General features: G+C 47.4%; 10 protein-coding genes. 2 read left to right on the forward strand and 8 right to left on the reverse strand.

Annotated elements, in window-relative coordinates; translation table 11 throughout:
• Positions 1–95 precede the first annotated feature (95 nt).
• From C943_RS13590 to C943_RS13620, 6 genes are all read right to left on the reverse strand, one after another.
• Entirely contained in the window at positions 96–1247 is a 1152-nt protein-coding gene (locus tag C943_RS13590) for a hypothetical protein (protein WP_008628806.1), read from the reverse strand.
• Positions 1248–1528: 281 nt separating this feature from the next.
• On the reverse strand, positions 1529–2434 hold the full coding sequence (locus C943_RS13595; RefSeq protein ID WP_008628807.1) for a TonB family protein: 906 nt from the start codon (positions 2432–2434) through the stop codon (positions 1529–1531).
• 468 nt (positions 2435–2902) lie between these two features.
• Entirely contained in the window at positions 2903–3637 is a 735-nt protein-coding gene (locus tag C943_RS13605; RefSeq protein ID WP_008628809.1) for a sugar isomerase domain-containing protein, read from the reverse strand.
• Positions 3638–3639: 2 nt separating this feature from the next.
• Complete coding sequence (locus tag C943_RS13610; RefSeq protein WP_008628811.1) at positions 3640–5781, reverse strand: c-type cytochrome domain-containing protein; 2142 nt, start codon at positions 5779–5781, stop codon at positions 3640–3642.
• A gap of 14 nt (positions 5782–5795) precedes the next feature.
• Positions 5796–7247, reverse strand: a complete 1452-nt coding sequence (locus C943_RS13615; protein WP_008628812.1) for a DUF1501 domain-containing protein — start codon at positions 7245–7247, stop codon at positions 5796–5798.
• Between the two features lies 1 nt (position 7248).
• Positions 7249–9558: a PSD1 and planctomycete cytochrome C domain-containing protein gene (locus C943_RS13620; RefSeq protein ID WP_040480681.1), complete on the reverse strand. Its 2310-nt coding sequence runs from the start codon at positions 9556–9558 to the stop codon at positions 7249–7251.
• A 240-nt stretch (positions 9559–9798) separates the two neighbouring features.
• Between C943_RS13620 and fahA the strand changes: the two genes are divergently transcribed.
• Positions 9799–11070: a fumarylacetoacetase gene (gene fahA, locus C943_RS13625; RefSeq protein WP_008628816.1), complete on the forward strand. Its 1272-nt coding sequence runs from the start codon at positions 9799–9801 to the stop codon at positions 11068–11070.
• Between the two features lie 112 nt (positions 11071–11182).
• Here the strand turns inward: fahA and C943_RS13630 are convergent, their stop codons facing one another.
• Positions 11183–11929: an energy transducer TonB gene (locus C943_RS13630; protein WP_040480683.1), complete on the reverse strand. Its 747-nt coding sequence runs from the start codon at positions 11927–11929 to the stop codon at positions 11183–11185.
• A gap of 182 nt (positions 11930–12111) precedes the next feature.
• Between C943_RS13630 and pgi the strand changes: the two genes are divergently transcribed.
• Positions 12112–13758, forward strand: a complete 1647-nt coding sequence (pgi, locus tag C943_RS13635) for a glucose-6-phosphate isomerase (RefSeq protein WP_008628820.1) — start codon at positions 12112–12114, stop codon at positions 13756–13758.
• A 34-nt stretch (positions 13759–13792) separates the two neighbouring features.
• On the opposite strand, the gene C943_RS13640 is transcribed toward pgi, so the two are convergent.
• A complete protein-coding gene (locus C943_RS13640; protein WP_040480685.1) occupies positions 13793–15451 on the reverse strand; it encodes an amidase in 1659 nt (552 codons plus the stop codon).
• Positions 15452–15504 lie beyond the last annotated feature (53 nt).

Genomic DNA, 15504 nt, shown 5'->3' on the forward strand with positions numbered 1-15504 from the left:
AAATCCTGCTTCCGGGGAAGCAGGGTTACAGTAATCCCAAAGATATCCTTGCTCAAATTTTTATATTCAGTTCTAGGCGTCCGCCGAAGCCAATTTCAATGATCCACTGTGCGTGTTTTGCTGGAGGAGATAGTTCTTGCATATTCCCTACGCAATGCTTCGATGATGCGGCAGATCTTTTTCGGAGGGAACTCAAGGTTATTGATGCGGATTACTTCCGGATAACTTTCCCCTTTTTTCTTGAGCAGTAATTCATCAATACCATCGTGGTGGTGGTGAAAAATATGGTCGATCTCATCCCACTTAAAAATGTTTTTATAAGGTGTTTTTATTCCCTGCGAATTTACAGTCAAAGTAATTTCACGCGTAAGTGTCTGTCCAACTAGTAAAGCCAAAGAGATTACTAGACCCGACAAAAGGCTAAGCCAAAGGTACATATCCATTTCGTCAATGTAGACGGTTATTAAAATCGTGATCATGATCATGGGAAAAATCGACCCCATGATATTCCCTAGATTGGACCGACGGATATTGTAATCGCGAAGCGTGATAATCTCTCTTGCTTCGAAATAGTCAGAAATCGGTCTGATTTTTCCGTTGAAATCCAGATACTTCAGTTTTTCAATTGACTCCTTGATGTCTTCGGGATGATCGCGATATGGATCCAAAATCGTGTCGACCTTTCCAGCAAATGATTCTATTTTTTCCACGATCTGTTCCCGATTTTTTTGGATCACATCGATGACGACGATGGCCAGCAGAATCCAAATCAGTAATTTGTATCGATCGAGCGGATTCGTAATGCCAGCACGCTTTTTTGTTTCTACCATGTAATCATCGATGCTGAAAACCCCATCCTCCGAGCGTACTAAGGAATAGATCATAAAAGTTTGCTTGAATCGGGATATCGCGTTATAAGCCTCCTGGTCAATTTTCCTTACATCAAACCAAATCGGCTCCCCGACCTGCATGATTTTCCGGTTTTTTTGGAAAAGGTATGTACCGACTTTATCAAATTTTAGCTTTACAGTGTCCCCTTTCGTCGGGTTTTCCGCCAAAACAGTGATCGATTTTGCTGTGGAGTCTAGGCCAACAAAACGACCCTGGACTGTGTAGACGAGGGGTAAGTAGACTTGCGATTCTACCGGTAGTTTGTTCGCTTCATTGATCCCAAACCAGCCGATTACAATCAAGCTACTGATGATTAAAAATCTGTTTTTTTTGAAAAATCTGGAAAGAAAATTCATCTACTGGATTTGACTTGGTCTAAGCACTATTTCAGCCAAATGTAAAAACTAAGATTGTTTCATTTGATAAATCAAGATAAAAATTGTGTCTATAGTTTTTTGTCTTCCTGATTCAATGCGATGTTCCCATAGTTTGCAACACGTTTGTCCATATCGAGATCGAATACTCGTTTTTTCACATAAACCCCAAATCGACCCCTTTACAGGAGAATTACATAATTCATGATTCAAACCCAGTTTGCCTTGTTGCAATAAGTGTTTTGTCAAGGCTTTGAATTTCTTCAGAATTTAATGGGAAACTTGAATGAACTCCTGATTGGTTGCCCATCGTCAACTTGCGCCGGAATCATTTTTGGAAGTTTTCTAAACACTCTAATGGCCTCTTCTTCTTGCTCCTTTGCACCTTCGATAGTCTCAATTACTTTGATGTCCTCAACTTTTCCGTCTTTTCCAATGAAAACGTTAAGTACGATCCTGCCGGACTTGAAGTCCTTCTTTTTTGGGGCTTTGTATTCCCCGCTAAAAAACTCTGCAATTTTCGAATAGGTACATTTTTGTCGTTCTTCATTGGTGTTGAGATTCTCGCATCCATAGGCGATAAAACCTCTTTCGTTTACTTCCTTATTGGGTTTGGCATATAGGTATGGCTCTCCATTCACATTCATTCCGACCATGCCAACTCCTCGTTTGTAAAACAGATCATAATAGGATTGTACAATACTTTTGTTCTCATTTTGAGGTTCGGCTTTTACTTGCAACAAGTCTTTAAACTCACAAAATGGTGTAGAGAAAGAGCTAGCGGTATCGATAATTGTGTATTTCCAGGTCTTGTCGTATTTTTCCCAAGTTGTACCCGGCATGAGATTATTTATCAGTTCAACCGATTCCGCCTTCTTTTCAAAATCATAGAAATAGACAACGCCATTTTCTTCTCTCCAGTAGCTTGTTGTCGTTTTGCCACCAGCATACTCCTTGATTTCCTTAAGAAAATACTTGTCACCGACTTGTAGACTGTCACCATTTAAGTATGAAGTGTAAGATTCTTTAGGAGAGGAGTAAATGATCTTTTTACCTACTTTAATCGGCCAATATGCATCTGTACTATTCTCAAAACATAAATCTGATTGCCCGAGAGTAACTCCTGCAATCAAAAAGAGAATCAGTGTGGTTATTGTCGATTTAATCATTTTCTTTTTTTCTAGAGGCCTTACCTGGAAAAATCTCAATGCATGAAGAAAACTTGGTCCTTTCCCGAATTCAAAGTAAAACACCAAGCGTTTTCCCGTTGTCGATATCTCCTAAGATAATAGATTTCAATCAAAAGCTGAGAAATGAAAACTTGGATTTTGGTTTTTTCTGCAAAAAGGTATTTGGGGGGATTTGGGTAGAAAAGTACAGTGATTAGCGCTTTGGCTGTGTTTCCTTTAAATCCAGTCTAGCTTTTGACTGACTGGAGAAAGCAGTATCGTGACAAATCCTGCTTCCGGGGAAGCAGGATAGCTTCCTCACCATTTCCCTGTTTCTTGCCTCTTGCTTCTCAGCTCTTGTTTCTTGGCTCTTGCCTCTTGTGTCTCGCCTCCCGTTCTAGTCTCTCGCTTCTCGCATCTCGCATCTCGCTTCTCGCATCTCGTTTCTCGCCTCTCGCTTCTCCTCCCTCACAGCCCCCTAATCACCCCCTTGTACTTCGCTATCAGGCCGTCGTTGTAGGCTTCGGCACCGTCGGCGTTGGAGCTGCTGAAAATCTCGGGATCTTGGCCATTCTTCACCATGAGTGTTGCGGCTTGCACCATGATGCCCTGCAGCAGCATCGTCACGATAATGGTGGAAGTAGGGCCGACTTTGTAGGGATATCCGGGAATGGACACTGCCGCATCGCCGATTTCGCCCAAGTTGTCAAAAAACACGTCCGCTACTTCATAAAGTTTGAGGCCGGAGGGATGCCTTGAAGCCACGGATTGGCTATGCTGGAGGTTGGTGATGACGATGACCTTGGCACCTGCAGACCTCGCGATCATGGCCATATCGATGCTGACGGTATTGCGTCCTGAATTGGAAGAGATGATAAATACGTCCTTTGGCCCGATGGGAAAGTCCTGCAGCAACTGCTCCGCATAGCCGCTGAGTCGCTCCATTTCTGTGCTGCGTGATGCGTCCTTGTGCAGCATCAGCGCCTCGTCCAAGATCGGCCTGACCCGGGCAAATCCTCCCGCACGGTAATATATCTCCTCGGCAAAAATATGTGAATGTCCTGTCCCCGAGGTGTAGATGAATCCGCCTTGACCCAAAGCCTCAGCTACCCACTTGGCAGCCAATTCGATTTTTTCAGATTGTTGGGGCAGGGCAGCGACTTTTTGGCTGATTTGCTCCCAGTATTGCTTGTAGGCTTCCATGATCAGTTGATGAGGATTTCGTCCACGAATACCCAACCCCTTTGGCCTGCACCGGGGTGCCATTTGGGCAGGGGATTGATAGGGGAGAGCCTGGCCTTTATTTTCCGGACCTGGCTTTTTTGGATCGGATATTCCTTGAGGAAGAGTTGGCTTTCCCGGATTTGGGTAGGCATCTCAGGACTTTCCGAGCTCAGGAGTTGAAAATTTCCGCCAGCATCTGCTATCCAAATCTCTACTTTGGCAGGAGGGAAGATGTAGGAACCTTCCGCAGAAAAAAGGCTGAATGCAATGTTTTCAATGTCTTTTGGCTTGTCGAACTCCATCGTGATTTCGAACGGTGTGTCTTTAAAGCCCAACCAATTTCCGGAGGTGAATTCTGTATCCCCTTTTTCCAAATCAAAAAGCGTCTCCGGCCCCTTGCCTTTGTACCGCTCATTTGGCGGAAAGGTCAGGTTCATTTTATCAGGACGGATGCCTGATTTCAGGAAAACAGTCTGTCGTTCGGGACTTCCCAGCCAGCCTTGTGCAAATGCTCTGGCTTTGAGGTTTGCGCTTTTTTCGAGGAAAAACGGACCTTCATAGACGATATGATTGGAACTGTCGGGAGTGGAATTGTCCAGTGTGTAGAATACTTTCACCGATCCGATCGGGTGCTTCATCGTCACCTGCACCTTGTCCTGGAATATCGTCTTTTCAGATTCAATGACGGGCGCGTTGAGTTGGTAAAGCCTGCCATCGTCTTCGAATCCCGATTCGACACGTGTATCGGGCAAAGAAGCGCTCAAAGTCGTGAGTTGGCTCGCCGGTAATTGCGTATTCCATACATAAAGTTCAGCCAGGTTTTGCATCTTTCCCAGATGGCTGACAGCATCCTCCGAGAGGGGGTTGCCGCTGAGAGATAGCTCTTGAAGGTGTTCGAGCTTGGTCAAGCTGCTGAGTCCCGAACCGTTGATGCCCGTAAAGTTGAGATTGAGGGTTTCCAGATTGGGGAAATTTGCCAATTTGTCGAGATCAGCATCCTTCAAAGGCATGTTTTGAAGGTTGAGGTCCACGACCTGCTCCTTGATTTTGGAGAGTTCGTCCAGGGAATTGGCATTGAATTGGGACTTGCCAAAGAAACTTACCCGTAAGCCGGGAGAATCCGGATAAATGGCCTGGATTACCCGGTATTCATTGTTCAGCTTCGCTATAGTGCCTTTATCGGCAAAGGGGAAGTCATAGGTTTTGCGGTCTTTGTCATCAAATAGACCTTTGGCCAGGGTGAAGAAGGTGCTTTCTTGGGGATACTGGTTTACTTTTTTGTCAAAACGTGCAGAATCCAAGACCCATGCCTGCAGCAGTTCGATTTCCTGCTCGGTCAATTGGATTTTGCCTTTGGGTGGCATATGCTCTTCGTCTTCCATGGGCAGGAATATGCGGTGTAGCAATAAGGATTTTTCCCAATTGGCGTTGTCCAAAGCCGGTCCAGTTTCCCCGCCCGTGAGGAAAAACTCCATTTCGTCCAGCCTAAGCTCCCCTTTCTTCTTGTTGGGGCCGTGGCAGGAAATGCATTTTTGTTCCAAAATCGGTTTGATCACATGGTCAAAGGCCAATGCTTCTTCCAGTGGCACCTCGGGCTTTTCTTCCAACTTTTCGAGCGGTGCCAAAAGGTAATCCGAACCGTGGGTGATATTCGCCCCTAAATGCCCCGCGACAAGCACCAGGGCCAAGGCAAACAGCGAACTGAACTTGGCCGCTTGGATTTTATTCTTTGTCCAAAAGAAATACCATAGCGTGCCCGTCCAAAAAACCCCTAAACCGGTCCATTGGTGGGGAAAGAGCAGGTCTTCTTCATATCCGCCCTCTGCGCTGAGAAATAGCCCCGCCAAGACCGTGAGTCCAGTCAAGACCAAGCTCGCCAAAAAGAGGAAACGCAACGCCGATTTGGTTTGGATGCCCAACCAGTTTGGGTACCAGAAAAGCAATCCTGTCAGAAACAGGAGTACAATCGGAAAATGCAGCAGGAGGGGATGCATCCTTCCGACCACTTCCAAAAAAACGGGTAGGCTGATGTAGTTTTGGCCGATGGTGAGGATCAGGACAATGCCATGGAGTACGATAAGGACGTTTTCTAGAATGGGTATAATCCTTTGGTTTTCAGTCATAAAATCAAATACTTTTAAACCAAAATATCTTTTACCACATGTCCGTGCACGTCAGTCAAGCGGTACCTTCTACCCAAATGTTTATAGGTCATTTTCTCATGATCGATACCCATCAAATGGAGGATCGTCGCTTGGAAATCATGGATATGGACCGGGTTCTCGACGATGTTGTAGCCAAATTCGTCGGTCTCACCATAGACGATGCCTGGCTTCACGCCACCTCCCGCCATCCAAATCGAAAATGCGCGTGGATGGTGATCGCGTCCGTAGTTGTCCACTTTGATGGTGCCTTGGCAGTAGTTGGTACGACCAAACTCGCCACCCCAAATGACCAAGGTCTCGTCCAAAAGTCCCCTTTGTTTCAAATCCGTAATCAATGCTGCTGAAGCTTGGTCCACATCCTTGGCCTGTCCCCGCATCTCATTGGGCAGATTGCCGTGTTGGTCCCAGCCTTGGTGGTAGAGTTGGACGAAGCGGACACCGTTTTCGGATAGTTTCCTAGCCAAAAGGCAATTGGCTGCATACGTACCCGGAATCAAGCAATCAGGTCCGTACATTTTGATGATGCTGTCAGGTTCCGAAGATATGTCAGTCACTTCAGGCACAGCCGTCTGCATCCGGAAAGCCATTTCGTACTGTTGGATTTTGGCTTGGATTTCGGGATCGCCATAGGATTCGTAGTTCAAGGAATTGAGTTCTGAAAGCTTGTCCAGCATCTTGCGACGATCCTCACGGCTCATGCCTTTAGGATCTCCGAGGTACAAGACGGGATCTTCGCTGGCTGAAAATTGCACACCTTGGTGCACTGAATCCAAGAACCCATTGGTCCAAAGCTTGGAATACACGCCCTGCCCGTTCCCCTTTCCACGGCTCAGAAGCACACAGAAAGCCGGCAGGTTGTTGTTTTCACTACCCAAACCATAGCTCAACCAAGCGCCCATGCTTGGTCTGTTGCCGACTTGGGCTCCGGTTTGGAAAAACGTCAAAGCGGGATCGTGGTTGATCGCTTCGGTATGCATGGACTTGATGATACAGATGTCATCCACCACCTTGGCGGTGTAGGGGAAGATCTCCGAAATCCATGCCCTGGATTCCCCGTACTGATTGAATTTGTAATAGGAACCCACGAGTGGGAACGCAGTCTGGCCCGCTGTCATGCCCGTTAGCCTTTGGCCCATGCGAATAGAGGCAGGAAGTTCCTGTCCCATGCGCTCATTGAGAAGGGGCTTGTAGTCAAATGTTTCCAATTGGGAGGGAGCTCCATTTTGGAAAAGGTAGATAACCCTTTTCGCTTTTGGCGCAAAATGTGGGATTGCCGAAAATAGGGCATCCTCTTCCTGTTTCCTTTTGAACAAATCGGGAATCAAAAGGCTACCTAAAGCCAAACTTCCCACACCCAAACTCAGCTTCGAGAGAAACTTCCTCCTGTTTTGGTTCAACCCGTGTTCCAACTGTTCTTTTTCCATATTATACCTTGGTAATGGCTTCTTCCAAATTGTAAATTGTCATAATCACCTGCATCAGTGCCGCGGATTCAGCGTGGATTTCCTTTTCATCCAGGGGATATTCGCCTACCTGCATCAAGTCTTTTGCTTTTTCCGGTTCATTAACAAACCGCTCATTTTCCTCTTCAAAATAGGACACTAAAATATCCAGCTCCTTGGCGGAGGGTTTTCGACACATGATTCTTTGGAAAGCCTCCTCTATCCCGGCTTCAGCATCCGGTTTTTCTTTATGGATTTTGGTCGCCAACACACGCGCGGCTTCCATCATCAGCGGATCGTTCAGCATGACCAAAGCCTGCAGCGGCGTATTGGTACGCCCTCTGTTTACCTCGCATTGGTCCCTGTTGGAGCCATCGAATATGATAGGCATCGGCGGAGGGGAGGTAAGCTTAATAAAGGTGTAAAGACCCCTGCGATAGAGTTTCTCGCCCTTGTCCTGTTTATAGGTCTTTAATTCACCCCGGCCGGAAGTCGCCGCTTCCCAAAGTCCTGCGGGCTGATAGGGTTTCACGCTTGGTCCACCGATTTTTGGAACCAAAAGCCCTGAACTGGCGAGCATCAGGTCCCTCACGTTCTCGGCGGTCAGCCGAAGCCGGGGCGCCCTGGCGAGGTACTTGTTGTCAGGATCGATTGAAAGCTTCTTCTGGTCCACCTTGGAGGACTGCATATAGGTCGCTGAGGTCAGTATTTTTTTGATCAACCGCTTGGTGTCCCAGCCATTTTCCCTGAAGTCAACTGCCAACCAATCCAAGAGTTCGGGATGCGAAGGCAGATCGCCCTGCATGCCAAAATCCCCGGTGGACTTGACCAAACCTTGTCCAAAAATTTCCTGCCACATCAAATTCACAAATACACGTGAGGTCAGTGGGTTTTTGGCATCCGTGGTCCATTTGGCCAATCCGAGGCGGTTTTTTGGAAAATTCTCCCCAAAATCGAGGATGCTTTCTGGTGTATTTGGCTTTACTGGCACTGTGGGAGCGTCATAGACACCCCTCGCCAGGATATAGGTCGTACGTACCGTGTCCAACTCTTCCATGACCGAAACCATCAACTTGCTGGTATCGGGATGATTGATGAAGGTCAGCAATTGGTCGATGTCGTTCCGTTCGATCCAAAGAATCGGTGTCTTCGCGGGTTTTGATTGGGATACGTCGCCTTCATACCCTTTTTCCGGCGTGTTGTTGAAAAAGGCGAAAAGCTCAAAATAGTTTTGTTGCGAAATCGGGTCATACTTATGATCATGGCATTGGGCGCATTCCATCGTAATGCCCAAAATTCCTTTGCTAAAGGTATTTGTCTTGTCAAGGACATACTCGATGCGGTATTCCTCGGGAATCACGCCACCTTCTTCGGTATACTTGTGGTTTCGGTTGAAAGCGGTGGCCAAAATCTGCTCTTTAGTCGCATTGGGCAGCATATCGCCGGCAAGCTGCCAAGTCAAAAACTGGTCGTAAGGAAGGTTGTTGTTGAATGCATGGATGACCCAGTCACGATATGGCCACTGGGTACGCACGTTGTCATCTTGATAACCATAGGAATCCGAATACCGGGCTATGTCCATCCAGAGCACGGCCATTTTTTCTCCAAAAGCCGGTTTGTCCAGCAGTTGGTCAACCATTCTGATGTAGGCATCGGGACTTTCATCTTTTTCAAACTGGGCCATCATTTCCGGCGTGGGCGGAAGGCCTGTGATATCCAAGCTGATGCGTTTCAGCAACTCAGCTTTGGTCGCGGTCTCATTCGGCTTAAGTCCCTTTTGCGACATCTTTGCCAAGGTGAAATAGTCGATTTCATTTTTTGGCCAATCTTCGTCCTTCACTTTTGGAAGTGGGGCCTTTTTAGGAGGAACAAAGGCCCAATGGGGTTCATATTGAGCACCTTCCTTGATCCATCGTTTGATAAGCTCAATCTCTTCCTGCGTCAAGGCCAGATTGGACTCCGGGGGAGGCATTTGAGTATTTGGGTCTTGGGAAATGATGCGGTGGTAAACTTCAGATTTTTCTAAATCACTGGGCACGATGGCGAATTTGCCAGGGTTTTCCTTGAGGGCGGCAAATGCCGCATCGGCGAGGTCCAATCGCAACCCGGCTTCCCTTTTGTTGGCATCAGGCCCATGACAGGCAAAGCACTTGTCAGAAAGTATGGGACGGATATGAAAGTTGTAGCTGAGCTGTTCATCGCTTCCCAAATCCAACTCAGAAGAGGAATTGTTGGAATTGCATGCCAAGTGAAGGCAGATGGGAAGAATTAGGATATACCTCGTGAGACGCATGGAAAAGACATATTTTGGGTTCAGATGGCGAAGGTAATTTGCTAAAAAAATCGAACAACTTCAATCGCTTGCATAAAAAGTTTAAAAAACAGAATAGTCAATAACCCATTGCGCATATTTCAGAATTAAAAATGTTCACTAACATTTGAGGCAAATGGTATTTGAAGGCCGATCCAAGCTGTTCAAGTTTTTTCTTCCTCTCAATTATTTATCTTTGGCCAGCCAAAAAGATTTTTGAGTATGTCATCCAACGTCATTCAAGCCTTGAACAGTTGGGTTCAGGTGCATAAGGATTCCGATTTTAGTATCTACAATTTGCCCTTCGGGATTTTCCAAACCAAACGTCTTACGCCACGTGCAGGCATAGCTATTGGGGATAAGATCATCGATCTGTCGGTGTTACATGACGAAGGCTTTTTTGTGGACATCACCCAGCTTCCCAACGACATTTTTTTACGGGAATACTTAAACGACTTTATCGCACTTGGAAAGCCTGTAACCAAGAGGGTGAGGGAGCGTGTCCGTGATTTGTTGTTGGAAACAAATGGAAAACTCCGTGACCACCAATGCCGAGGCAAAGCATTGGTTACCATGAAGGAAGCCCAAATGCTGATGCCGGTGAAAGTGGGGGATTACACGGATTTCTACAGCAGCATCGAGCATGCCACCAATGTAGGCAAGATGTTTCGTGATCCGGAAAATGCCCTTTTGCCCAATTGGAGGCACCTTCCGGTAGGATATCATGGGAGGGCTTCGTCCATCATCCCTTCTGGAATTCCGATCCATCGGCCTAAAGGCCAATTCAAGGATCAAGGAATGGAGAGTCCCGAGTTCGGACCTAGCCGAAGATTGGATTTTGAGTTGGAGTTGGCATTTGTAGTCGGGAAGTCGACCAAAATGGGCGACACCGTCTCTACCTCGGAAGCGGAGGACTATATCTTTGGATTCGTTTTGTTCAACGATTGGTCCGCTCGGGATATTCAAGCTTGGGAATATGTGCCCTTGGGGCCTTTTTTGGGGAAGAATTTCGCTTCAAGCATTTCTCCTTGGATTGTGACTTTGGAGGCTTTGGAACCATTCCGGAAAAAAAGCCCCGAACAAACGCCTGAAGTACTTCCTTATTTGCAAACTTCCAAGGACCATGCTTTTGATATCCAGCTCGAAGTCTACATTCAGCCTGAGGGCATGAAGCCGTCCAAAGTGTGCACTTCCAATTTCAAGTACATGTATTGGAACATCGCCCAGCAACTCGCCCATCATACAGTCAACGGCTGCAACCTCAATGTCGGCGACATGGTGGCTTCGGGGACCATCTCGGGCCCAACTGACGACAGCTTCGGTTCTATGTTGGAGTTGTCCTGGAAGGGAACCAAGCCAGTTATTTTGGAAGATGGCGTGGAGAGGAAGTTTATCGAAGATGGCGATACCGTCATCATGAAAGGCTTTTCGCAGATGGGAGATGTCCGCGTGGGCTTTGGCGAAGTGGAAACGAAGGTCCTTCCTACGAAATAGTTCGACTTTTCAGGTTCAACTTTTTTTGAACCAGTCAAAAGAATAAAGAGATTCCGCACGATAGTCTCGTTGGCTTTTCCGTTCCCAGGCTCATGTATTCGGTCCAAAAAACTCAGCCCAGCTTGAAATGTATCGGGAGATACATCCATTTGGTGACAGGATTTCCCTCTATATCCACCGCTCCGCGGAATCCGTCGCCATACAAGGAAAGCACCCGGATGGCTTCTTCTTGTAACAGAGGATAAACATCTGCTGCGTTCACGACTTCGATTCGGCCGATAGAGCCATCACCTTTGATTTCCAATGCCAATTCAACCGTGCCTTGTTGTCTTTTTTTCCTCGCTTCGACGGGGTATTGGAGATTTTGCCTTATAAATTCTTGGTAATCGACTACTGATTTTTTGAATCCTGGCTCAAAAATATTCGTGGAGGTAACGACCTTTTCCTCATTGACCACTTTCTTTCCAAAAATTACTTCCTGTTCATTTCCGTAGTATTCAGCGATGACTTTTCCGTTTTGGAGGTAGTAAATCGTGTAATTGTTCTCGCTGTTTTTCCTTTCTTTGATTTTATAAACCTGTCCGCTTGTGTCCACGTCTTCCCAAACGGTTTTTGTCGGATTCTTACCGTTTTCAAAATACTTCGTGACAATCCGAACGAGTTTGTTGTCGAGATCATAAATCCGCTCCACCTGCTTTCCGTCTGCGATTGGATTGACAACTTTCATAAAAGCCATATCGTGTTGGGACTTCTGAAGCGGCACGAAATGTCTGTTTAATGGGATTTTTGCCCTGTCGTTTGCTGATAGATTCATACAGACAACGAGGCCCAAAAGGGTGAAAAGCAACTTGCGAGTCATGGTTTGAAGGAGATTGAAATTTACTCTTTAATCGTAATCGTACTAAAATTGGTTGTGAAAATAATCGAATAGTTTTTATCAACCAAAGATTATTTTCTCACTAAACACCTTGATGTTCCCGAAATCGGTTTCATCCGCGGATATTATCTTCTATTTTTGTGCCAAGTTCTAAACCTATTGCCATGAAATCCCAGAATCCCACCACAACCCAAGCTTGGCAGCGTCTTGCCAATTTTTCGGAAACCAAGAAGAACCAGCAAATCAAAACCCTCTTCTCAGACCCTTCACGGTTTGATAAATTTTCGATCAAATGGGAAGACGTCTTGGTTGATTTTTCCAAAAACAGGTTGGATGACGAAACCATGCAGGCGCTTTTGGATTTGGCAGTGGAACTGGACTTGAAATCCGCCATCGAGGCGATGTTCAGGGGTGAGAAAATCAACGGGACCGAGGGAAGGGCTGTCCTACACACAGCCTTGAGAAACCGCTCCAACAAGCCGGTTTTTGCGGAAGGAAAGGACGTGATGCCAGAGGTCAATGCCGTATTGGCGCAGATGAAGGCCTTCGCCGACCAAGTTTCCCAAGGGGATTGGCTTGGATACACGGGCAAGCCCATCAAGTCCTTGGTGAATATTGGGATTGGAGGTTCGGACCTTGGCCCAGTGATGGTCACCGAAGCTTTGAAACCGTACCAAAATCCCAATCTGGAGGTGTTTTTCGTATCCAACGTGGACGGTACCCACATGGCGGAAACGCTGAAAAGGGTAGACCCTGAGACAACTTTGTTTTTTATTGCTTCCAAAACTTTCACTACCCAAGAAACCATGACCAACGCCCATACGGCGAGGAGTTGGTTTCTGGAAAAAGCCAAAGACGGCGCGGCGGTAGCAAAGCATTTTGTGGCGCTTTCAACCAATGCGAAAGCTGTGGCGGAGTTTGGGATCGATACCAAAAACATGTTTGCGTTTTGGGACTGGGTAGGCGGAAGGTATTCACTCTGGTCTGCGATCGGTCTGCCAATAGCTTGTGCGATCGGCTTTGACAATTTTGAGGCCTTGCTCACGGGGGCGCATGCGATGGACCTGCATTTTCGCCATGAGCCCTTTGAAAATAACATTCCCGTGGTCCTCGCCCTGATCGGGATTTGGAACTGCAATTTCCTTGGAGCTACCTCCGAGGCTATTTTGCCCTATGACCAGTATTTGCACCGCTTCGCCGCGTATTTTCAACAGGGAAACATGGAATCCAACGGGAAGTACATCAGCCGAACAGGGGAGAAGGTCAATTATACAACAGGACCGATCATTTGGGGCGAACCAGGTACCAATGGACAGCATGCCTTTTACCAACTGATCCACCAAGGTACCCACCTTATTCCTTGTGATTTTATCGCGCCGGCAATTTCCCATAACCCCGTGGGTGACCACCATGTCAAGTTGCTATCCAATTTCTTCGCCCAAACGGAGGCGCTGATGAACGGAAAGTCGCTCGAGGAAGTCAAATCGGAAATGGCTAAAGCGGGCAAATCCACCTCGGAAATCGACCAAATTGCGCCACATCGGGTATTTGAAGGCAATCGCCCGACCAACTCAATTCTCATAAAACAGATTACTCCCTATACACTGGGTGCCTTGATTGCGATGTATGAGCACAAGATTTTTGTCCAAGGAGTCCTTTGGAATATCTACAGCTTTGACCAATGGGGCGTGGAACTCGGTAAGGTCCTTGCCAATGCCATTCTTCCCGAACTCAAGGACGCATCGCCTGTCAGTAGCCACGATGCCTCTACCAATGGGCTGATCAATGCCTACAAGGGGATGAGGGGGTGATCCAACTGAGCCCGCCTACTGCCAACGCCTCCTGCTACTGCCCTTTCACACCAGTCGGCACCTTTCCATGGTGGAAGTAGCTTGCCTGATACGCTTCAGCGAGTTGCAGGATTTTGGCTTCGTCAAAGTAGTTGGCCAGCAGCGTGATTCCTTTTGGCCGTCCCCGCTCGTCGAATCCGGTTGGCATGGCTAAGGCGGGATGCCCGGTCAAGTTGGTAATCATCATTTGGTTGCCGCCAAAGGTGGGGGAGAGCACCACGTCAAATCCGGCAATGGCCTTGGAAAATTCCTCAATCAAGCGGGTCCTGTGCCGGTTGGCTTGGATATACTCCACAGCAGGGATAAACCGTGACTGTCTCAGGGAGTTTGCCCGGGAGCCCCGGTGCTGCTCGACCATCTGGTCCACCCGGCCAGTTCTCACAAGTTCATCAAAAAATGCTCCGGCCTCTGCCCGTAAGATGATATCAAAAACCTCAAAAGGAAATGAATCCGGCAGGTTCACAGGTTGAAGTTCAATGCCCAGTTGCCGAAACTCTTCCAATGTCGAAGCAAATTGCGGCATGACTTTTCCCGAGTCGGTCTCAAACAATTTCTGGAAATAGCCCACCTTCAGCGTGTTGATATCGCTTGGATTTGTATAGGAAAAACCGGTAGTCTTGACGGTTTTCTCCAAGTGGTCCTGGCCCCGGATGAAATCATACACGACGGCACAATCTTGCGCTGATCGTCCTATGGGTCCAACCTTGTCCATAGACCAGGCCAAGGTCATAAATCCATACCGACTCACCGCCCCAAAGGTCGGTCTGAGTCCCGTGACACCGCAGCGATGGGAAGGGGATACGATAGATCCAAGTGTTTCCGTCCCAATTGAAAATGCCACCAAGCCTGCCGCCGTTGCCGAACCTGAACCTGCCGAGGAACCTGTGGCTCCTTGACTGAGGTCCCATGGATTTTTGGTTTTGCCGCCAAACCACACGTCGCCGCGCGCGAGGGCTCCAGATACCAGTTTTCCCAACAAAACTGCTCCCGCATCCTCTAACTTTTTCACCACAGTGGCGGTTTGGTCGAGGTATTGGTCTTTGTAGGGAGCCGAGCCCCAGGTCGTTGGATAGCCGGGCACGGCGGCGAGGTCCTTCACGCCGTAGGGAATCCCATGCAGCGGCCCTCTGTAATTCCCGGCTGCAATCTCCTCGTCGGCTTTTTTTGCCTGTTCCAAGGCCAGTTCTTCGGTAACGGTGATGAAGGAAAGCAGTTGGGAATCATGCTTTTTGATGCGGGAGAGATAGATTTCCGTCAATTGAACTGAGGTCAATTTCTTGTTTTTGATCAGTGAAGCCAATTCCAAAATCGGCAGAAAGGCAATGGTCTCAGGATTTTCGGGCAAGTCAACGTTGTCGGGAATCTCCCATTGGTGAATGGGCGTTTCCTTGGGAAATTCAAAGCCAATCGGAAACGGCTCAAAATACAATGCGGGCTCTGTGTCGTAGGACAATTCAAAAGTGCGCATTTGCTTGTAGCCCTGCAGGTTTTCCTCCAAATAGCCCAACATCGTATCGATCTTGGCTTCGGAAAATTCTAAGCCAATCAACTTCTGCGCGACCTGAACGTCATTCAAGTTTATTTTGTCCGCTTGCTTTGTGCTCGCACAGGCCAGCATCAGCCATGCCGCAATCCAAATGGCATAATTTTTCATCCTGAAAAAATATAGAAAAAACACAATCCTGCTGCCGCAAAAGTTTCCAATGG

The organism is Mariniradius saccharolyticus AK6 (assembly GCF_000330725.2).
GTDB lineage: Bacteria > Bacteroidota > Bacteroidia > Cytophagales > Cyclobacteriaceae > Mariniradius > Mariniradius saccharolyticus.